The sequence below is a fragment of the Pseudomonas sp. PvP100 genome, from assembly GCF_017833055.1.
GTDB classification, from domain to species: domain Bacteria; phylum Pseudomonadota; class Gammaproteobacteria; order Pseudomonadales; family Pseudomonadaceae; genus Aquipseudomonas; species Aquipseudomonas syringae.
Genome location: NZ_JAFIBO010000001.1, coordinates 4532471 through 4552987 on the forward strand (window position 1 = coordinate 4532471; position 20517 = coordinate 4552987).

Consider the following 20517-nt stretch of genomic DNA (forward strand, 5'->3'; position numbering starts at 1 on the left):
CCATGACCACGCCCACTTTTCTCTCCGTCGTGATCCCGGCCAAAAACGAAGCCGACAACCTGCCCAGCCTGATAAAAGAGATTTGCACAGCGCTGGACGGTGAGCGCTACGAGATACTGGTCGTTGACGACGGCAGCACAGACGACACCTTGAAAGTGCTGACGCACCTCAAGGACAGCGGGCTGACCGTGTTGCGGATCCTGCACCACGAGCGATCGCTCGGGCAGAGCACCTCGGTCTATCACGCAGCACTGGCGGCCAACGGCACCTGGCTGGCGACCCTGGACGGTGACGGTCAGAACGACCCGGCGGACATTCCGGGGATGTTGGCGCTGGTACGCGCTCACGCAACAGGCTCCGGGGCGATACAGCTGGTGGCCGGTCACCGGGTGAATCGGCGCGATACCGCCAGCAAACGCTGGGCCTCGCGCTTTGCCAACGGGCTGCGCAGCCGGCTTCTCAAGGACGCGACTCCAGACACAGGGTGCGGCCTGAAACTGATCGAGCGAGCCGCGTTTCTGCGCCTGCCGTACTTCGACCATATGCACCGGTTCATTCCAGCGCTGATTCAGCGACATAACGGCCGTATGGTCACGCACCCCGTCAACCACCGCCACCGCCAGGCCGGTGTGTCCAAGTACGGCAACCTGGACCGTGCGCTGGTGGGCATTCTTGATCTGGTCGGCGTCTGGTGGCTGATCCGCCGGACTCGGCTGGATGTTCAGGCACAGGAACTGCGGTCATGAAGCCGGACAACGAGACCTTCTGGCTGATCCTCGGCTTTGTCGGGCAGGCGGTATTTACCGGCCGCTTTGTCCTGCAATGGCTGTACAGCGAATTCAAGAAGCGCAGCATCATCCCGGTGGGCTTCTGGTACCTGAGCATGCTGGGCAGCACGATCCTGCTGGCCTACGCCATTTACCGACAGGACCCGGTCTTCATCGCCGGCCAGGCCTTTGGTCTGCTGGTGTACATGCGCAACCTGCAGCTGATCAGCAGACAGGCCAAGACATCCGAGGAGCAATGACGGTGCGAACTCACCTTTCGCCTCGCCTCGAGGGATGGCTACTGGTCGCGCTGGCCGTTTTACTGGTCGGGGGCGGCCTGGGCTTGCGTCTGCCGCAGAACGTGGATGAAGAGCGGTTTCTCGGCGTTGCCCTGGAAATGCTGCAGAACGGCTCATGGTTCGTCCCGCACCGGGCCGCGGAGATCTATGCCGACAAACCGCCGCTGTTCATGTGGGCGACGGCATTCTTCATTTGGCTGACGGGCAGCCCGAATATCGCGCTTTACCTGCCCGGGCTGCTCTCTGCAGGCGTGACCACCGCAGTCCTCTACGATCTGGGCACCCGCCTGTGGAACCGACGCATAGGTCGGTACGCCGCCTTGTTGTTTCTGGCGACCTATCAGACCTACAGCATCCTGCGCACCGGGCAGATCGACAGTTTTCTGTGCCTGTGGATTGCGCTGGGCTTCTACGGTCTGGTTCGCCACGTGTTGCTCGGGCCGGCCTGGGGCTGGTTCTATTTCAGCTGTGCGGCCATGGGCCTGGGCATTATCACCAAGGGCGTCGGTTTTGTTCCCGCGTTGATGTTGATCCCTTACGCCTATGCCGCGCGTAAAGGTTGGCACGGTGTCGTGGCCATGCCTGGACAGGCCGCGCGCTGGGCGCTGGGTCTGCTGGTGTTATTGCTGGCCTGCTGCCTGTGGCTGGTGCCGATGATTATCTCGGTCGTGCGTGACGGCGGCCCGGAAGGCTTCGCCTACGTGCAGGAAATACTCTTGCACCAGACGGCCAATCGCTATGCCAGCGCCTGGGACCACCGCGAGCCCTTCTGGTATTTCTTCGTCAAAGTCATCCCGCAGTATTGGCTGCCGCTGGTGTTGGTGCTGCCCTGGCTGATCCCGGCCTGGCGCCGACAGTTGAGCAAGCGCGACGGCCGGGTGTTGGTACTGCTCGGCTGGGTGTTGCTGGTGCTGCTGTTCTTCAGCCTCTCCAGTGGCAAACGCAAGATCTACATCTTTCCGGCGCTGCCCGGCCTGGTACTGGTGGCTGCCCCCTTGCTGCCCTGGTTGTTGAAACGCTGGTTCCATGACCGCGTCAGGGCCCGGCAAATCGTCCCGGTGGTGGTGGTTGTCTGGCTTGGTCTGTGGTTCGCCAGAGGGTTCGTCGAACCCGTCATAGAGGGCCAAAACCCACACAAGGAACTGATGGAACAGGCCGCTTATGTCACGCAAGGCGCCGATCTGGTGCTGGTCAACTGGCGCGAGGGGCACTGGCTCTATGCACGCCAACCCATTGTGCATTTCGGTTTTGCCAAGCCGTCGGCAACCGAACAGGCCGCCCGCTGGCTAAGAGAACACCCCGGCACCTTTGCGCTGGTGCCAGGCGAGCAACTGGCCAATTGCTTCTTGCCGGAAAAAGCCCGGCCGCTGGGTCAGACCTCCAGAGCTGACTGGTTCATCGTCGATGCCGATGCCGACAACGGCCTGTGTAAACCGGAAAGTCCGATGCAGGCCTATCGCTTCGCCTGGCAGCAGAATGTTGATTAATCCCCCGCCCAGCCCCCCAACACGCGGGAGTGAATGAAGCCATGCAGCTGGAAACGATCAAGGCAAAGCGCCTGACGTGGTCGAACGTCGCACGAAGGCAGGTATCACTCGCACAACTCGTGCTGAGTGCAGCTGCTCTCGGGCTGCTGATCCTGGCCTATGCCGTGTCGACACACTTTCAGGTCCACCAACAGCTGTACCAGTACGGTCGCACCTGGTTAAAGGGCAATACGGCAGCCGACAAGAATATCTGGCTGCCGGATTTCCATGTCGTTATCGACGCCAAACCACTTGCCCCGGACGTCGCCAATATCTCCGGGATCACCTACGACTACGATAATGACCGACTGCTGGCAGTGACCAACAAAGGCCCCATGCAACTGCTGACTCTGGACGCGAACGGCGAGATAATCGCCCGCTACCCATTGATCGGTTTCGCTGACACAGAAGGAGTGGCTTATCTGGGCAACGGTCGCATCGTGCTGTGCGACGAAGATCTCCAGCAACTGGAAATCATCACGTTGCCGCCGCAAGCACGCCCCATCCACGTCGAGGAAGCTCAGTTCATTGCGCTACTGATCAACCCCAGTATTCATAACAAGGGATTCGAAGGCGTAACCTACGATCCCGCCAACGACCGCCTGTTCGCGATCAAAGAGCGCGATCCACGCCAGATGTTCGAGGTTTCCGGCGTCCTGCGCTCCATCGATCAGGGCCGCTTGCAGATCAAAATTGCCGACCGGCTGGACTGGATAGAGAAAAGTGTCTCCGCACGCGACCTTTCAGACGGTTACTACGATCCGCGAACCGGCCATTTACTGCTGCTCAGCGACCAGTCGCGCTCGATCACGGAACTGGACACCAAGGGACGATTCGTCAGCATTCGATCACTGCTGGGTACCTTCTCCGACCTCAAGCACAGCGCCCCGCAACCCGAAGGCCTGACCATGGATCGCGCAGGCAACCTGTACGTCGTCAGTGAGCCGAATCTGTTTTACAAGTTTTCGAAAGTGCCGGAATAGGTAGTGAAGAAACCAGGCCTTGAGGGTGACTTTCGGGGAGTGGGGTCTGTTTTGGGAGAGCTTACGGAATTCGGAAAAATGTGCCAGTTGCTCAGGAACGTGAGCCGTGACAGATCGGGTTTTCGCGGTGGTTGCAATGATGAAGTGCTCCTGATTGTCACTCGATTCAAAGTTAATCACAGCAAATAATCTAGCATCCTCAAGCGTGCCGTCAGCTTGGGCCTATTCCTAGGCCTAGTCGATAACCTACCCGATAGAACCCACGGCTTTTGTTAGAGTGTATTGACACAGTACCAGGCGAGTTGGCGCACTGCTTCCGCTGCAATGAAACCTCAAGGAGATGAGTGCAATGTCGCGTAAAGTTTTTGTAGCCGGCGCATCCGGTGTCATCGGCAGAGCCCTGCTCAAGCTATTGGTGGCTGCGGACTACACCGTGTATGGCGCTACCCGTCGCGCCGAAAAAGTGAAGGACATCGAGGCCACAGGTGCTACGGCAGTGGTGGTCGATGTCTATGACGCCGAGCGTTTAAATGAAGAGTTGGTCCGCATACAGCCATGGGCTGTTGTTCATCAACTGACAGATCTGCCTCGTGGCCTGAGTCCTGAATTGATGGCCAAAGCGGTCGAGAACAACGCACGTATCCGTACAGAAGGAACGCGTAATCTGGTAGCCGCCGCTCGAGCCGCTGGCGCTACCCGTCTGATAGCTCAAAGCATCGCCTGGGCCTACCGTTCAGGCGACACCCCTTACCTGGAAACCTGCCCTCTGGACGTCGAGGCACAAGGCAGCCGTGGCATCAGCGTGGGGGGTGTGGCAGCCTTGGAACAGCAAGTGCTGAGCGAGCCTGCATTGAACGGAACCGTCTTGCGCTATGGCCAGTTATACGGGCCCGACACTGGCACTGACGAGCCGACCGGCACCAGCCCTGTGCACGTACAAGACGCTGCACGCGCCGCACTGCTGGCGTTGCAAACAGAGCAAAGTGGTATTTTCAATATCACTCACGACAGCCCGACCGTCAGCAACGAAAAAGCCAAGCGCATACTGGGGTGGTCTCCTACCGTGGAGGCTTGACGCCCCAACGCAGCCACTCCGTACGAAGGCAGGCTTTCTATCTCCAGTCGCTTGCCTGCCACGGTCAATGGATGGCAACTTTTTTCAGACAGGAAAGTGTTATGAAATCACTGGACAATATTTTTCATGAGTTACACAACCATGGTCTTTTGATCCTGGCCAATGTCAGCGATGCAGGCGGGGCAAAAGTCGTAGAGTCATTGGGTGCCACCGCGATCGCCACCAGCAGTGCGGGCATGGCGTGGGCGCATGGTTACGCCGATGGCAACCAGCTCCCCCTTACGCGGCTGGCAGCCAGCGTTGAATCTATGACGCGAATACTGCGCGTCCCCCTGACCGTAGACATTGAGGCAGGTTACTCCGACGATCTCCAACACGTCGCCAGCGTTGTCGAAGCGGTTATCGCCGCAGGTGCCGTGGGTATCAACATCGAAGACGGTACCGCACCACCGGAGGTACTTGTGCGCAAAATCGAAGTTGCCCGAGAAGTGGCCGACAAGCATGGTATTAATGTAAGCGCTCCACAAACCCCATCTAACCAAAGACGACGGTGCGTCTAGGAATGCAAACGAGGCGTACAGTTCCACGGCAGCAGAGCTTCGTAATCTTCAACCGAGGTCGCCAGTGGCAACCGTTCTAATGCGTGGCGCAGCCACGCATAGGGCTCTTGGCCGTTGGCTTTAGCCGTCTCGACCAAGCTGTAGAGTTGAGCACTGGCCTTGGCACCCTTGGGGGTGTCGCTGAATAGCCAGTTCTTGCGTCCGATCACAAACGGTCTGATCGCACGCTCTGCCGCATTGTTGTCGATGGGCAAAAATCCAGCTTCGGTATAGCGCACCAGCTTTTGCCAGTTGTTGGCTAGATAACTGATCGCCTTACCCAGCGCATTTTGCGCCGTGACGTGAGGCAGCGTTTTCTCCATCCAGGTGTGCAACTGAGTCAGCACCGGTACGCTGTTTTGCTGGCGAGCTTCATAACGCTGCTCATCGCTGCCTTCTTTCAACGCCCGCTCGATACCGTAAAGCTTGTTGATCAAATTCAGGGCAACATCAGCCCGCCCGGTTCTGCCCTTGAGCTGCACTTTTTGTGGTTCTACGAACTTGCGACGAGCATGCGCCCAGCAACCCAGTCGCTCGACACCGGCTTGCGTGCCAAGCGCGTTGTAACCGGCGTAATCATCCGTCATCAAGTAGCCACGATAGCCCTCTAGCAGACGCGTCGGTACTTCCTGCGCACGGCTGGTTGAGTAGTCGAAAAGAACAACAGACTGATTAGGCGGGCCTCCAGTTTGTACCCACATCCAGGATTGACTGGCGGGCTCTCGATCAGGCTCTTTATTAACCTGCACTCGCGTCTCATCGCAGTGGATGACACGACTTTCCAGCAGTCGATCCCGCATCAAGTTGAGCAAGGGTTGCAGATGCTCGCCGCACTGAATCACCCAGCGCGCCAACGTTTGTCGAGGAATATCCATGCCGTGGCGGCCCAACACTTTTTCAAAGCGGTGAAGCGGTAAACCATCTACATATTTAGTGGTAAGCAGCATCGCCAAAACGCTAGGGCTGGCCATGCTCTTCTCGATCACTTGCGCAGGTTTATCAGCAGTGACCGGGGCTGTTTCGCAGTCGCGGCAGGCATAGACTTTTCGGATGTGTTTGATCACGCGGATCTGCATCGGCATGATTTCAAGCTGCTCGCTGACTTCTTCGCCAATGGTGTGTTTGCGGCAGCCACAAACGCAGGTCAGTTCGTGCTCATGCAGTTCGTGGATGACTTCGACGCGGGGTAAATCGGCACGCAAAGGTTTGCGCTTGCCACGGCGCTTGGTCGGAGCAACGACCTCTTCATCTGAGGCTTCGTCCACAGGTTCGACGACGCTTTCTACTTCATTGAAGAGGGGCCAGTTGCGGCGTTACCGCATCAGCTGTTTGCTCGGACTTACGTCCGAACAAACGCTGAAGCAGAAGGGCATTCTGTTCTTCTAGCCGAATAATCTTACCCTTATCCAACTGACGCTCGTCGAGCATCTGCCCAAGCAGTTGCTTGAGCAGAACGGGATCATCTGGAAGGTTTTCGGGCACGGAATTCATGCCCTGGATTATACCGAATCAGGCTACGAATCGCGGCGTCAAAACTTGATGAGGACGGTTGCGCCAGAGGTCAAAGCCATCGAGCATCCAGTTGAGTTCCTGAACCGTCAGTACAATCGCTTCGTCGGTGGCGTCTGGCGATGTTTTGAATCGTTCGGACTCCAGACGCTTGAGCCAAAGGCAAAAACCGTTGCGCTCCCAGTACAAGATCTTCACGCGATTGCGTGGCTTGTTGAGGAAGACGAAAAGTACTGGATCAAAGACGGCGACCTTGATGTCCAGTTCGACCAATGCCGCCAGACCGTCGATAGACTTTCGGAAGTCCACGGGCTTGGGTACAGATACACTTTTTCGACTTTGGCATCGGGTCGCATCATGGCGAGCTGGCTCCTGAGGGAATCGGGATCACAGCTTCCGGGATCAGCTAAGCACTTTGAATGTGGGGTTTATGGAGCGCTTACGACGTAAGCGCCAGACCGCAGCTCGCTGCCGCTGATACAGAATTGACCCTACTGCCGAAGCTTCGCTGACTCAAACTTCTACTTCATACAGCGCTAGCAGGTCTGATTTGAGACTGAATACTTATGGAGCATCGCCAAGTCGGCAGATGGGTCACTTCTATATCAGCGTTAACAGCCCTTTACCTCAGTCATTGACTCTGACCGGCGCACCGGTTATTTGAGTCGTACCCTTGCTCACTGTGGTAATGGCGTTGCCCTTGATCTCAATGCCATCCGGCGTGAGGGTGATGCTGCTTTCCCCCACTTGGAGAATGATGTGTTGCTTGGCGTTGACCTGGATGAACTGGTTATCCACCTGAATCGTCAGTGAGCCTTCCTGAACGTTCATCATAGTGTCTTTCTTGATGATCTCGGTTTGCCTGCCATCGACAGTCATCGTGCGGTTGTTGCCGACTTTATGGGTTTCGTCGAGCTCGATCTCGGTATCCATGTTGCGCTCAGCGTGCATGATGAGTTGCTCGGCGCCGGCCTTGTCTTCGAACCGGAAGAAATTCGCCGTACCGCCGTCGCCCTTCATCGACCGGGTCAAGAAACCACTCTGAGTCTTGTTCGCCGGAAGCGACCATGGCGGGGTATTCTGGCTGTTGTAGAGGCTGCCCATGATCAGCGGACGGTCAGGGTTGCCGTCAAGAAATACAACGACGACTTCGTCGCCGACACGGGGTATCTGAATACTGCCGAAGCCGCCACTTGCACCGGACTGGGCGACGCGTACCCAGCAAGAGCTTTTGTCGTCGAACTGGCCGCTGCGATCCCAGTGGAACTGCACTTTCACGCGGCCCATTTCATCGGTGTAGATCTCCTCACCGGGGGGGCCAACGATAATGGCGGTTTGTGGGCCGTTAATTGAGGGTTTGCGAGTTGCTAACTGAGGCCGATAAGCAATTTTTTTGCGAACACATACAAATTTGTTGAGGTAACCGGCCTGATCACCAGTCAAGTAGTTATTACTACCTACATGGTCAACCGATATAATTAAGAACTGCCGGTTCTCAGCGGTTCCAGCATCGTGCTCATAGTGCTGGGTCAGCTCGAACGTATAGCCCGGCTTCATGACACGACAGTTGCTATCGCCATAAAATGTTTTACCCAATAACTCCAAGGCCTCAATCCGGTTACGGACCATTGCCTCACCATCCTCATAGTTTCCATGAGTATACTGCCCAGGGAAATCGTATATCTCGAAGCTATCGATGTCTCCCTGCTGATTCATACTCTGCATGGTGACTGGCAGCGCATTATTTGGCTGGCGGTAATCAAAGGTACGTACGGAAACTTTGCCAGACTGCAGTTGGCGTGTCGCACTCCATTGGGTAATCGAGTCAGCTGTCTCGGTCACTGAGGCTGTATGAAAACGAATCTGTGGCTGCTCCGCCAAAGGTACTAATGTGCTGGAGTCATCAACCAAAACCATCACGTGCGAGTCGGCAGTGTGCTCGAAATAGTAAAAAAGCCCCTCATTTTCAAGTAGTCTCTGTACAAAGTTAAAGTCACTCTCGCGGTACTGGGTGACATAACTATGATTTTTTAAGGACTTGCTCAGGCGAAATTCAAATTTTGGAAATGCTCCATAGCTGCCAAATACCTCAGTCAACACATCTTGAACTGTTTTATCTTGAAATATTCGCGTGTCAAATCGACAGGTAAGCATCCATAACCACGGCCCAAGCACCGCACTGTAGCGAGAAAGCCCACCATCGCTACCTTGAGTACTGAATCGGTTCACGTAGCCGTTGATGTAGCGTTTAGAACCATCGGCAAGTTCGATTTCCACGGTCGCGGGGCGGCCAATGAGTGATTTTAGTTTCACATCGGAGCGCTGGCTTAGCAGCGCCAAATCCAGCTCAAAAAGCCGGGAGAGGCCTTCTGAACCAGAAAAATGCTCCAGCAGCATTTCCTCTTCACCGCCGGACGCAAATGTATTTAGCTTGAAAAGCCTTTTATTCTGCGGGCTCAGCATGGAAAGAAGGTCCGTCAACATTGTGCGCTCCTTGAAAACTGGTTACTGGCAAAACTCATCGGTCTACCTTGGTAGCGAAAATGCGGCCAATCCAAGACGCCGCGCGCCTTGAACGAAGCTCTTCCACATTCATGAATGTGTATTCCTGATGTTCTCGCGCCTCTTGATCCTTCAAATTACGCAGGGATGAGATACTGGTGCGATGGTAAAACAGCATAAATAGGGCAATAACTATAAATAGAAAGACGAGCAGCATCGCTGGCGATCTGTAAGCGTGGAAAACTGGATAAATCAATATTCCCAGGCCGCCCCCAACAGCGCCGAGTGCCCAACGATTCTCCTGCTTTGGCTCAACGACTTCGACGCGCTGCGAGCGCACGACCAGAGACTTTCTAGGACTCCGCCATACACATAATAGCGAATAGATAATCGTGCAGAGAACTAGCGGCATACAACTGATCAGTAACGACATGCCAAGCCCCACCTTAAACTGCTTATAAGTCGCGACTAACGCCATTAAAAAAGCGAATCCAGGGGCAACACCCAAATTCGTAAACAGCCTAAGACTGGCATACTTACTAAACCTTTCAGTCCGGTACGCGCAGTCAACGCACCAGTAAGTTACCCATATCACAAATACGGCGGAGGGAATAGTCAATATACTCGGTACGACAGCCGCCGAAAACACGGCCAGCATGGTGAACAAAAACCAAGCTCCCCATATGGTGGCTAAGTATCGATGCGGTTCAGTATGGAACATTATTAGTCTTTTCCCGTCAGCAAATTACCCAATGAGGTACCCCACCCGCTTACATCATCGCTCATAACAATCTGTATTACGAGGCCTACACCTAATCCAATCGCAATTACTAATACCGCAGGCGCACTCACGGTCGCACCAATCGCTACTCCACTTGCAAAAACTAAAGCATTCGTGGGCTGGCTATAGGCAGTTTTCTTTAAAAAATCCCTACCACTAGTGGCGCTGTTTATATCCATAACTAATTGTGGGCCGAACGCGAGAATCGGGCCGGCTGCTTTCCCGACAAGCATCTTCCCTACCCCCCGCTGACCATACAAGTCGCCGTCGACATGCGCAGTCGATCTTAACGTTTTAGCTGCATTATATGCTGGGACATGAATCGTATTGCCTACGACGTTACCGCCCACTCGATAGATACTGGCTTTGGCCGTTGCTGGTATTTCAAAGTATAAATTACCGCCTACACGAATGAGCTTGATCCTGCCACGAAAAGCCCGATGAGCAGAGACACTTCCTGGCTTTCCACGGGAGGCCGCCCATTTTTTAAGCTGCGTCTTTGTCGACTTACTAAGATCGAGTAGGTCTTCAACCTTGGTTGCTTTCGAACCTGCATGGAGAATACCTCCCACACTCGCGAGTGTGCCTGGCAGGTTAGCCGTAGAAAATAGCGGAGAGCCTATGACCGGAATTTTTTCCGCCTTCTCCTTTAGCTCCAAAAACTGTTTTGCTGCGACGTTTGGGGCTTTTTTTAGCTTACCAAACAAGAAAATCAGCGTCGTGTAGTAGTCTTCGGTTTCCTCAGGAGAGAGTTCAGCTTCTGGAGAGCTAAGCTCGTTGATGAGAAATTCCGCAGCACTTAGATCGTCAGTGGCATAAGTGCCTGCGATGTCCAAGGATGAGGGGAAGGCCCTAGCGGCAACAACACTTGGCCATGGCAATGACCCTTCGCCCAATAGTCCTTGCTGGGAACCTGTTCCCATGGGATCTGCAGCTGTACATGGATAGAGTCCATCTCTCACGACCAACCTCCCTTTATACGCTGGCTAGATGCCAATTGACGCGTAGCGGCAACACGCCGACATCCAACATCACGAAATCATCGAGAAACCAGTATGCCTTCACGACTTGGCAGAAACGCAGCTTGGAGCTGCTTAGACCTCCCGCCGAGCAATACTATGCTCCGGCGTGACGTCAATCCTGCGTTTTACCACGCGAGAACACTGCCAAAAGCCCTGAAATTTCGTAGAACAAAAACTACAGCAATCGCCTTTGCTTTAGGTCCCGCCCAGAGTCAATCTGGATTGCTGCACCAATCAGAACACGTTCAGACATGCATAAGGCGTGAAAGTGCCATCAGTGCTTCCAAAAATAGAAACTGGTCACTGCTGTTGCTTAAACGTTACACCATCGGCTGCAATGAGAAAATACTACTGAGCTTGCGGGTCAACTCTGAGAGAACTCAAACGCGACCAACCCAAGGATCATCTGCTTTGCAGAATCGTCAACCTGTTCAGTACATAGCCCTTCTCACTAACCGAGCGGTTATGGGACCGCAGAAGCGCTCCCGCTTGAGGCACAGGGTCAGCGTGGACTGGATACCCGCGGAGCATCTTGATTAGCAGCAGCGTTCGGGGTCATGACGACTGCTTTGCATCTCCTTTCCGCAGGGCCAAAGGCCTCTCAACCAGGCCCGGACTACGCAATTTTAATTCACAAAAATCAGCCCCCTCACCCCTGTGGATAACTCACTCCACCGTCACCGACTTCGCCAAATTCCGCGGCTGGTCAACATCCGTCCCTTTCAACACAGCCACATAATACGAAAGCAACTGCAGCGGAATGGTGTACAGAATCGGTGCCAAGGCATCGATGATGTGTGGCATGGCGATGACGTGGGTGCCTTCGCCGTTCTTCATGCCGGCTTGCTCGTCTGCGAATACGATCAACTCGCCGCCGCGTGCGCGCACTTCCTGCAGGTTGGATTTAAGTTTCTCCAGCAGTTCGTTGTTTGGTGCGACGGTGACGACTGGCATGTCGGCATCGACTAGCGCCAGCGGGCCATGCTTGAGTTCGCCGGCCGGGTAGGCTTCGGCGTGGATGTAGGAGATCTCTTTGAGCTTGAGTGCGCCTTCCATTGCCACCGGGAACTGTGCGCCGCGCCCGAGGAACAGGGTGTGGTGCTTCTCGGCGAACAGTTCGGCGACTTTCTCGACCGTGCCGTCCATTGCCAGCGCTTCGCCGAGGCGCGTCGGCAGGCGACGCAGTTCTTCGACCAGTTGCGCTTCGACGCCCTGCTCCAGCGATCCCTTGACCTGACCCAGCGACAGGGTCAGCAGCAACAAGGCGACCAGCTGGGTGGTGAAAGCTTTGGTCGATGCCACGCCAATTTCCGGACCGGCCTGGGTCAGCAGGGTCAGGTCGGATTCGCGCACCAGTGAGCTGATGCCCACGTTACAGATCGCCAGGCTGGCCAGAAAGCCCAGTTCCTTGGCGTTGCGCAGCGCTGCCAGGGTGTCGGCGGTTTCACCGGACTGCGAGATCGAGACGAACAGGGTGTCCGGCTGAACCACCACCTTGCGATAGCGGAACTCGCTGGCCACTTCGACCTGGCAAGGGATGCTGGCCAGGCCTTCAAGCCAGTAACGCGCGACCATGCCCGCGTGGTAACTGGTGCCACAGGCCACGATCTGAACGTTGCGTACTTTGGCGAACAGCTCGGCAGCCTGTGGACCGAATGCGTGGACCAGCACTTGCTGCTGCCCCAGACGACCTTCGAGGGTGCGCTGTACGACCTTGGGCTGCTCATGAATTTCCTTGAGCATGAAGTGGCGGTACTCGCCCTTGTCGGCGGCTTCGGCGCCTTCATGGTATTGCACCACTTCGCGCTCGACCGACACTCCGTCGACGTTCCAGATCTGCACGCTGTCGCGACGGATCTCGGCGATGTCGCCCTCTTCCAGGTACATGAAACGGTCGGTGACCTGACGTAGCGCCAGTTGGTCGGAGGCCAGGAAGTTTTCACCCAGACCTATGCCGACGACCAGCGGGCTGCCACTGCGAGCGGCCAGCAGGCGATCCGGCTGCGCGGCATTGATGACCGCAAGCCCATAAGCACCGTGAAGTTCTTTCACCGCAGCCTTCAGGGCAACCGCCAGATCGGCGGTGTCCTTGAGCTTGTGGTGCAGCAGGTGGACGATGACTTCGGTGTCGGTATCGGATGCGAAGACGTAACCCAGGCCTTTCAGCTGTTCACGCAGCGCTTCGTGATTCTCGATGATGCCGTTGTGGACAACTGCCAGCGTGTTAGCCGAGAAATGTGGGTGGGCGTTACGCTCACACGGGGCGCCGTGGGTCGCCCAACGCGTGTGGGCGATGCCCAGACGGCCGATCAGCGGCTCGCCGGCAAGTGCCTGTTCCAGTTCACTGACCTTGCCCGAGCGACGACGGCGCTCAAGGATGCCTTCGTTGCTGAAGACTGCCACGCCCGCGCTGTCATAGCCGCGGTATTCAAGGCGCTTGAGGCCCTCGAGCAAAATGGCCGTGATATTACGTTCAGCAACGGCGCCGACGATTCCACACATGGTTATCTCCTAGCTGACAGCAGCACAAATCAAATTGATGCCGCGGGCCTGTATCTGATCGCGTGCCTCACTGGACAGGCGATCATCAGTAATAAGGGTGTGGATACTGCTCCAGGGCAGCTCCAGATTGGGGATCTTGCGACCGACCTTGTCGGCTTCGACCATGACCACCACTTCCCGGGCGACTTCCGCCATGACCCGGCTCAAGCCCAGCAGCTCGTTGAAGGTGGTGGTGCCACGCACCAGATCGATGCCGTCGGCACCGATGAACAGCTGATCAAAGTCGTAGGAGCGCAGTACCTGCTCTGCGACCTGCCCCTGAAAAGACTCCGAGTGTGGGTCCCACGTTCCGCCCGTCATCAACAGGACCGGTTCGTGTTCCAGCTCGGTCAGGGCGCGTGCAACATGCAGGGAATTGGTCATGACCACCAGGCCGGGTTGCTGGCCCAGCTCAGGAATCAATGCCGCCGTGGTGCTGCCGCTGTCGACGATGATTCTGGCGTGCTCGCGAATTCTGCAAACCGCAGCGCGGGCGATGGCTTGTTTGTAACGGGAAACCGGCTGACTGCCATCGCTTATAAGCTCGTGAGGAAGCTGCACTGCGCCCCCGTAGCGGCGCAACAGCAGACCGTTGGTTTCAAGCGCAGCGAGGTCCTTTCGAATCGTAACTTCGGAAGTTTCAAAGCGTCTGGCCAAGTCGTCGACACTTACTTCACCTTGCTCGTTGAGCAGGGCGAGAATGTTGTGGCGACGTTGTGGTGTATTACGCTTCGACATGACTGCCTTAAGTTTCGTTTCGAAAGATAACGAAGGCAATAAAAACCTATTTTTGGGGTTTGGTCAAGGTTTCGGGATGGGGCGGCGCAATTTCTATCAGATACTTGTGACACCGGCTTTTGAGCCTGGGGTGTGACGCGGAGCGTCAAGAACGGCATTCCCGCGCTGGAGCGTGAGGAACGATAGGTGTCTGACGGAACGCTATCGTACCCATGCTCCGCGTGGGTATGCGGTTCTGGACGCTCTGCGTCCTGGCTTGAGTGTCAGGTGTGGATAGTTAGGGCCGCGTGCCAATGTTGAGCATTGGCACGCGGGTCATAAGGGGCTGTGGATAACTCAGTCTTTCCTGATTTTCACCGGCCGCTTCCAGCCTTCGATGTTGCGTTGGCGGGCGCGGGCCACGCCAAGTTGTTCAGCAGGCACGTTCTGCGTGATGGTCGAACCGGCTGCAGTCGTCGCACCGTCCAGGATATCCACAGGCGCAACCAGAGAGTTGTTGGAACCGATGAAGACGTCTGCACCCAACGTGGTCTTGTGCTTGTTGGCACCATCGTAGTTACAGGTGATGGTGCCGGCACCGATATTGGTGCGCGCGCCAACTTCGGCGTCGCCCAGGTACGTCAGGTGGCCGACCTTTGCACCCTCGCCGAGGTTCGCATTCTTGAGCTCGACAAAGTTACCCACATGCGCCTTGGCACCCAGCACGCTGCCTGGTCGCAGGCGCGCAAACGGACCTGCATCACTGCCCTCACCCAGGATTGCGCCTTCGATGTGGCTGTTGGCTTTAACGACGACACCCTTGCGCAGGGTGCTGTCCTTGATGACGCAGTTCGGACCGATGACCACGTCATCCTCGATCACGACCTTGCCTTCAAGAATCACATTGATATCGATCAGCACGTCGCGCCCGACGCTGACTTCACCGCGCACATCGAAGCGCGCAGGGTCGCGCAGGGTCACGCCAGCCGCCATCAGACGACGGGCTTCGCGCATCTGGTAATGACGTTCCAGCTCGGAAAGCTGCTTGCGATCATTGGCGCCCTGCACTTCCATCGCGTCGTGGGGCTGCTCTGTGGCAACCACCAGGCCGTCATTAGCCGCCATGGCAATCACGTCGGTGAGGTAATACTCACCCTGGGCATTGTTGTTGGACAGCCGCCCTAGCCAGTCAGCGAGATGAGCGGCAGGCACCGCGAGAATTCCGGTATTACCTTCGGTGATAGCCTTCTGTGCGTCGCTCGCGTCCTTATGCTCGACGATGGCACAGACACGATTCTGATCGTCGCGAACGATACGGCCGTAACCGGTCGGGTCATCCAGCGTAACGGTCAGCAGACCCAGTTGCTGCGGATTGACCAGTTCGAGCAGGCGCGAAAGCGTTTCCACTTCGATCAACGGTACATCGCCATAAAGAATCAATACGGTGTCAGCCGTCAGCGCGGGCAGCGCCTGAGCAACCGCATGGCCGGTACCGAGTTGCTTGTCCTGCATCACGAAATTCAAGTCATCGGCTGCCAGCTGTTCACGCACGGCATCAGCGCCGTGCCCGATCACGACGTGTATTCCACTTGGGGATAACTGACGTGCGCTGTGGATAACATGACCCAGCATGGAATTGCCGGCCACGGGGTGCAGAACCTTCGGCAGCGCGGAACGCATCCGGGTACCTTGGCCAGCAGCGAGAATAACGATATCGAGAGACATGATAGGACTACCAACTGAGCGGCAACCGGACCGAAGACGGGCTGACTTGAAAGAGGAAATCTGAAAAAAGAAAAAGGGTAGCCGAGGCTACCCTTTTTCTCAATCGCGCATCGAGTGCAGCAGGGTTAGCCGCCGAACTTCTTGCGAATTTGCTGAACGGTGCGCAGCTGAGCTGCAGCCTCGGCCAGACGAGCAGTTGCAGATCCGTAATCGAAATCTGCGCCCTTCTCGTTCAGGGCCTTCTCTGCAGCCAGTACGGCTGCCTGAGCAGAAGCTTCATCCAGGTCGGCAGCACGTTGCACAGTATCGGCAAGCACCTTGACCATGTTCGGCTGAACTTCAAGGAAACCACCGGAGATGTAGAACACCTCGGCTTCCCCACCCTGCTTGATCAAGCGGATCGGGCCCGGCTTCAGATCAGTGATCAGCGGCGCGTGGCCTGGAGCGATACCGATATCACCCAGGTTGCCGTGCGCAATCACCATCTCGACCAGACCGGAGAAGATTTCCCCTTCCGCGCTGACGATGTCGCAATGGACTGTCATAGCCATTTGCTTGCCTCAACCTAATAGCGCCCGTTGCCGGGCGCCGGGATTACAGTTTCTTGGCTTTCTCGATCGCTTCTTCGATGCCGCCGACCATGTAGAACGCTTGTTCTGGCAGGTGGTCGTAGTCACCGTTGAGGATGCCTTTGAAGCCAGCAATGGTGTCTTTCAGGGAAACGTATTTACCCGAAGCACCGGTGAAGACTTCTGCCACGAAGAAAGGCTGGGACAGGAAGCGCTGGATCTTACGAGCACGGTTAACCAACTGCTTGTCGGTCTCCGAGAGCTCGTCCATACCCAGGATCGCGATGATGTCTTTCAGCTCTTTGTAACGCTGCAACACGTACTGAACGCCGCGAGCGGTGTCGTAGTGTTCCTGGCCAATGACGTTCGGGTCCAGCTGGCGCGAAGTCGAATCCAGTGGATCTACCGCCGGGTAGATACCCAGAGAGGCGATGTCACGGGACAGTACGACGGTGGCGTCCAAGTGGGCAAACGTGGTAGCTGGCGATGGGTCAGTCAAGTCATCCGCTGGTACGTATACGGCCTGGATCGAGGTGATCGAACCATTCTTGGTGGAAGTGATGCGCTCTTGCAGAGTGCCCATCTCTTCAGCCAGGGTCGGCTGGTAACCTACTGCGGAAGGCATACGGCCCAGCAGTGCGGATACTTCGGTACCGGCCAGGGTGTAACGATAGATGTTGTCGACGAACAGCAGAACGTCGTTACCTTCGTCACGGAACTTCTCGGCCATGGTCAGGCCGGTCAGTGCTACGCGCAGACGGTTACCCGGCGGCTCGTTCATCTGACCGTAGACCAGTGCCACTTTGTCCAGAACGTTGGAGTCCTTCATCTCGTGGTAGAAGTCGTTACCCTCACGAGTACGCTCACCCACACCGGCGAACACGGAATAACCGCTGTGCTCGATGGCGATGTTACGGATCAGTTCCATCATGTTTACGGTCTTGCCGACACCGGCACCACCGAACAGACCGACTTTACCGCCCTTGGCGAACGGGCAGACCAGGTCGATAACCTTGATGCCGGTTTCCAGAAGGTCGTTGCCGCCTGCCTGCTCAGCGAAGGACGGTGCAGGACGGTGAATGCCCCAGCGCTCTTCGGTGGCGATCGGGCCAGCTTCGTCGATCGGGTTGCCCAGCACGTCCATGATCCGGCCCAGCGTCGCTTTACCGACCGGTACGGAGATGGCTGCGCCAGAGTCTGTTACTTCCAGACCACGCTTCAAGCCCTCAGTGGAGCCCATCGCAATGGTACGAACCACGCCGTCGCCCAGCTGCTGCTGAACTTCCAGGGTGGTTCCTGCCGCGCTCTGAACTTCCAGCGCGTTGTAGATACTCGGTACGCTATCGCGTGGGAATTCCACGTCGATCACGGCGCCGATGATTTGAACGATACGTCCGCTACTCATTAGCTGGTTCCTCTAATATTTGAACCGTTAAACCGCGGCAGCGCCGCCGACGATTTCCGAGATCTCTTGGGTGATCGCTGCCTGACGCGCCTTGTTGTAGATCAGCTGCAAATCGCTGATCAAATCACCGGCGTTGTCTGTGGCGTTCTTCATCGCGATCATCCGCGCTGCTTGTTCAGCTGCGTTGTTCTCGACCACCGCCTGGTACACCTGCGATTCCACGTAGCGAACCATAAGGCCGTCTAGCAGCTCTTTGGCATCGGGTTCGTAGAGATAGTCCCAGTGGTGCTTGAGCCCTTGATCCGGGGTTGCCACCAGCGGAATCAATTGCTCCACTGTTGGTTGCTGGGTCATGGTGTTGATGAACTTGTTGGATACCACGGACAGGCGATCAATACGGCCATCCAGGTAGGCATCCAGCATCACCTTGACGCTGCCGATCAAGTCGTTGATCGACGGCTCTTCGCCCAGGTGGCTGATCGCAGCGACGACGTTACCGCCGAAGTTGCGGAAAAATGCCGCACCTTTGCTGCCGACCACGCACAGATCGATCTCTACACCGTTTTCACGGTTCACCGCCATGTCCTTGACCAGAGTCTTGAACAGGTTGGTATTCAAGCCACCACACAGACCACGGTCACTGCTCACTACGACATAACCGACGCGCTTAACAGGGCGCTCGATCATGAACGGGTGGCGGTACTCCGGGTTGGCGTTTGCCAGATGACCAATCACCTGACGAATGCGCTCCGCGTAAGGACGGCTAGCAGCCATGCGCATTTGAGCCTTGCGCATTTTGCTGACCGCCACTTTTTCCATGGCGCTGGTGATCTTTTGCGTGCTTTTGATGCTCGCAATCTTGCTGCGAATCTCTTTTGCGCCTGCCATGTAACACCTATCAGGTTAGCAAGCGGGAGCCTTGCGGCCCCCGCTGCGGCTTACCAGGTTTGGGTGGCCTTGAACTTCTCGATGCCGGCTTTCATGCCAGAATCGATTTCGTCATTGAAGTCACCCTTCACGTTGATCTTCGCCATCAAATCGGCGTGATCGCGGTTGAAGTAAGCAATCAGCGCTTGTTCAAAGCTGCCGATCTTGGTGATTTCGACGTCAGTCAGGAACCCACGCTCAGCGGCATACAGCGACAGCGCCATGTCAGCGATCGACATTGGTGCGTATTGCTTCTGCTTCATCAGCTCGGTGACGCGCTGACCATGCTCAAGTTGCTTGCGGGTCGCCTCGTCCAGGTCAGAAGCGAACTGGGCGAATGCCGCCAGTTCACGGTACTGAGCCAGAGCGGTACGGATACCACCGGAAAGCTTCTTGATGATCTTGGTCTGAGCGGCACCACCCACACGGGATACCGAAACACCGGCGTTCACAGCCGGACGGATGCCGGAGTTGAACATGGCCGATTCCAGGAAGATCTGACCGTCGGTGATGGAAATCACGTTGGTCGGAACGAACGCGGAAACGTCGCCAGCCTGGGTTTCGATGATCGGCAGTGCGGTCAGGGAACCGGTTTTGCCGGTCACTGCGCCGTTGGTGAACTTCTCTACGTACTCTTCGGAAACACGCGATGCGCGCTCCAGCAGACGGGAGTGGAGATAGAACACGTCGCCTGGGTAAGCTTCACGGCCTGGTGGACGGCGCAGCAGCAGGGAAATCTGGCGGTAAGCCACTGCTTGCTTGGACAGATCGTCATAAACGATCAACGCGTCTTCACCGCGGTCGCGGAAGAACTCGCCCATGGTGCAACCCGAGTACGGTGCAAGGAACTGCAGCGCAGCGGATTCGGAAGCACTTGCAGCCACGACGATGGTGTTAGCCAGTGCGCCGTTTTCTTCGAGCTTGCGAACAACGTTGGCGATGGTCGATTGCTTCTGACCGATCGCTACGTAGACGCAGAAGATGCCGCTGTTCTTCTGGTTGATGATTGCGTCGATGGCCAGAGCGGTTTTACCGATCTGACGGTCACCGATGATCAGCTCACGCTGGCCACGGCCGACAGGAATCATGGCATCGACAGCCTTGTAGCCAGTCTGTACAGGCTGGTCTACCGACTTACGCCAGATCACGCCTGGAGCAACTTTCTCGACCGCATCGGTCTCGGTGTTGTTCAGCGGACCTTTGCCGTCAACTGGATTACCCAGTGCATCGACAACGCGACCCAGCAGTTCCTTACCCACCGGAACCTCGAGGATGCGGCCAGTGCACTTGGCGCTCATGCCTTCAGCCAGAGTCGTGTAAGCGCCCAGTACAACGGCACCCACGGAGTCTTGCTCAAGGTTCAGCGCCATACCGTAGACGCCGCCCGGAAACTCGATCATTTCGCCGTACATTACGTCGGCCAGACCATGAATCCGCACGATACCGTCAGACACGCTGACGACTGTGCCTTCGTTACGGGCTTGGGAGGTTACATCGAGCTTGTCGATGCGACCCTTGATGATTTCACTTATTTCGGAAGGATTGAGTTGCTGCATTGCTCTGCTGCCCC

At 56.4% G+C, this 20517-nt stretch carries 16 protein-coding genes and 2 pseudogenes; 6 read left to right on the forward strand and 12 right to left on the reverse strand.

Annotation, left to right across the window (positions count from 1 at the left end; genetic code table 11):
- Positions 1–2 precede the first annotated feature (2 nt).
- From JOE39_RS19485 to JOE39_RS19510, 6 genes and pseudogenes are all read left to right on the forward strand, one after another.
- Entirely contained in the window at positions 3–746 is a 744-nt protein-coding gene (locus JOE39_RS19485; protein WP_210078421.1) for a glycosyltransferase family 2 protein, read from the forward strand.
- On the forward strand, positions 743–1027 hold the full coding sequence (locus JOE39_RS19490; RefSeq protein WP_003316004.1) for a lipid-A-disaccharide synthase N-terminal domain-containing protein: 285 nt from the start codon (positions 743–745) through the stop codon (positions 1025–1027). Before JOE39_RS19485 ends, JOE39_RS19490 begins: the two co-directional genes overlap by 4 nt.
- The gene (locus JOE39_RS19495) at positions 1024–2553 is read left to right on the forward strand and encodes a glycosyltransferase family 39 protein (RefSeq protein ID WP_210078419.1); all 1530 of its coding nucleotides are present in this window, start codon (positions 1024–1026) and stop codon (positions 2551–2553) included. Before JOE39_RS19490 ends, JOE39_RS19495 begins: the two co-directional genes overlap by 4 nt.
- Before the next feature lie 41 nt (positions 2554–2594).
- Entirely contained in the window at positions 2595–3575 is a 981-nt protein-coding gene (locus JOE39_RS19500) for an SdiA-regulated domain-containing protein (RefSeq protein ID WP_210078416.1), read from the forward strand.
- A 349-nt stretch (positions 3576–3924) separates the two neighbouring features.
- The gene (locus JOE39_RS19505) at positions 3925–4650 is read left to right on the forward strand and encodes an NAD(P)-dependent oxidoreductase (protein ID WP_210078414.1); all 726 of its coding nucleotides are present in this window, start codon (positions 3925–3927) and stop codon (positions 4648–4650) included.
- Positions 4651–4751: 101 nt separating this feature from the next.
- A pseudogene (locus JOE39_RS19510) lies at positions 4752–5162 on the forward strand (isocitrate lyase/phosphoenolpyruvate mutase family protein); the annotation flags it as partial.
- Between the two features lie 44 nt (positions 5163–5206).
- Here JOE39_RS19510 and JOE39_RS19515 read toward each other — a convergent pair.
- From JOE39_RS19515 to atpA, 12 genes and pseudogenes are all read right to left on the reverse strand, one after another.
- Positions 5207–6740 (reverse strand): annotated as a pseudogene (locus tag JOE39_RS19515) (IS66 family transposase).
- A gap of 18 nt (positions 6741–6758) precedes the next feature.
- Complete coding sequence (tnpB, locus tag JOE39_RS19520) at positions 6759–7031, reverse strand: IS66 family insertion sequence element accessory protein TnpB (RefSeq protein WP_025388905.1); 273 nt, start codon at positions 7029–7031, stop codon at positions 6759–6761.
- 354 nt (positions 7032–7385) lie between these two features.
- Entirely contained in the window at positions 7386–9242 is a 1857-nt protein-coding gene (gene tssI, locus JOE39_RS19525) for a type VI secretion system tip protein TssI/VgrG (RefSeq protein ID WP_210078412.1), read from the reverse strand.
- Positions 9243–9276: 34 nt separating this feature from the next.
- A complete protein-coding gene (locus JOE39_RS26395) occupies positions 9277–9693 on the reverse strand; it encodes a hypothetical protein (protein WP_236640214.1) in 417 nt (138 codons plus the stop codon).
- Between the two features lie 290 nt (positions 9694–9983).
- The gene (locus JOE39_RS19535) at positions 9984–10964 is read right to left on the reverse strand and encodes a hypothetical protein (protein ID WP_046722318.1); all 981 of its coding nucleotides are present in this window, start codon (positions 10962–10964) and stop codon (positions 9984–9986) included.
- A gap of 765 nt (positions 10965–11729) precedes the next feature.
- On the reverse strand, positions 11730–13565 hold the full coding sequence (gene glmS / locus JOE39_RS19540; protein WP_010422860.1) for a glutamine--fructose-6-phosphate transaminase (isomerizing): 1836 nt from the start codon (positions 13563–13565) through the stop codon (positions 11730–11732).
- A gap of 9 nt (positions 13566–13574) precedes the next feature.
- Entirely contained in the window at positions 13575–14342 is a 768-nt protein-coding gene (locus JOE39_RS19545) for a DeoR family transcriptional regulator (RefSeq protein ID WP_032659490.1), read from the reverse strand.
- A gap of 336 nt (positions 14343–14678) precedes the next feature.
- Complete coding sequence (glmU, locus tag JOE39_RS19550) at positions 14679–16046, reverse strand: bifunctional UDP-N-acetylglucosamine diphosphorylase/glucosamine-1-phosphate N-acetyltransferase GlmU (RefSeq protein ID WP_004403369.1); 1368 nt, start codon at positions 16044–16046, stop codon at positions 14679–14681.
- Between the two features lie 125 nt (positions 16047–16171).
- Complete coding sequence (locus JOE39_RS19555) at positions 16172–16597, reverse strand: F0F1 ATP synthase subunit epsilon (protein WP_003413751.1); 426 nt, start codon at positions 16595–16597, stop codon at positions 16172–16174.
- A gap of 43 nt (positions 16598–16640) precedes the next feature.
- Positions 16641–18020 carry a F0F1 ATP synthase subunit beta gene (gene atpD, locus JOE39_RS19560; RefSeq protein ID WP_002555982.1) on the reverse strand — a complete coding sequence of 460 codons (1380 nt, stop codon included), beginning with the start codon at positions 18018–18020 and terminating at the stop codon, positions 16641–16643.
- Between the two features lie 27 nt (positions 18021–18047).
- A complete protein-coding gene (gene atpG, locus JOE39_RS19565; protein WP_003367855.1) occupies positions 18048–18908 on the reverse strand; it encodes a F0F1 ATP synthase subunit gamma in 861 nt (286 codons plus the stop codon).
- A 50-nt stretch (positions 18909–18958) separates the two neighbouring features.
- Positions 18959–20503 (reverse strand): F0F1 ATP synthase subunit alpha, encoded by a 1545-nt coding sequence (atpA, locus tag JOE39_RS19570; protein WP_003315957.1) that lies wholly within the window; start codon positions 20501–20503, stop codon positions 18959–18961.
- Positions 20504–20517: the final 14 nt, after the last annotated feature.

Coding starts and splice junctions, on each gene's coding strand:
- JOE39_RS19555 (WP_003413751.1), bottom strand. CDS start 16,597: ATGGCTATGACAGTCCATTGCGACATCGTCAGCGCGGAAGGGGAAATC.
- JOE39_RS19495 (WP_210078419.1), top strand. CDS start 1,024: ATGACGGTGCGAACTCACCTTTCGCCTCGCCTCGAGGGATGGCTACTG.
- atpA (WP_003315957.1), bottom strand. CDS start 20,503: ATGCAGCAACTCAATCCTTCCGAAATAAGTGAAATCATCAAGGGTCGC.
- JOE39_RS19545 (WP_032659490.1), bottom strand. CDS start 14,342: ATGTCGAAGCGTAATACACCACAACGTCGCCACAACATTCTCGCCCTG.
- JOE39_RS19485 (WP_210078421.1), top strand. CDS start 3: ATGACCACGCCCACTTTTCTCTCCGTCGTGATCCCGGCCAAAAACGAA.
- JOE39_RS19535 (WP_046722318.1), bottom strand. CDS start 10,964: ATGGGAACAGGTTCCCAGCAAGGACTATTGGGCGAAGGGTCATTGCCA.
- atpD (WP_002555982.1), bottom strand. CDS start 18,020: ATGAGTAGCGGACGTATCGTTCAAATCATCGGCGCCGTGATCGACGTG.
- JOE39_RS19505 (WP_210078414.1), top strand. CDS start 3,925: ATGTCGCGTAAAGTTTTTGTAGCCGGCGCATCCGGTGTCATCGGCAGA.
- JOE39_RS26395 (WP_236640214.1), bottom strand. CDS start 9,693: ATGTCGTTACTGATCAGTTGTATGCCGCTAGTTCTCTGCACGATTATC.
- glmU (WP_004403369.1), bottom strand. CDS start 16,046: ATGTCTCTCGATATCGTTATTCTCGCTGCTGGCCAAGGTACCCGGATG.
- JOE39_RS19490 (WP_003316004.1), top strand. CDS start 743: ATGAAGCCGGACAACGAGACCTTCTGGCTGATCCTCGGCTTTGTCGGG.
- atpG (WP_003367855.1), bottom strand. CDS start 18,908: ATGGCAGGCGCAAAAGAGATTCGCAGCAAGATTGCGAGCATCAAAAGC.
- glmS (WP_010422860.1), bottom strand. CDS start 13,565: ATGTGTGGAATCGTCGGCGCCGTTGCTGAACGTAATATCACGGCCATT.
- tssI (WP_210078412.1), bottom strand. CDS start 9,242: ATGTTGACGGACCTTCTTTCCATGCTGAGCCCGCAGAATAAAAGGCTT.
- JOE39_RS19500 (WP_210078416.1), top strand. CDS start 2,595: ATGCAGCTGGAAACGATCAAGGCAAAGCGCCTGACGTGGTCGAACGTC.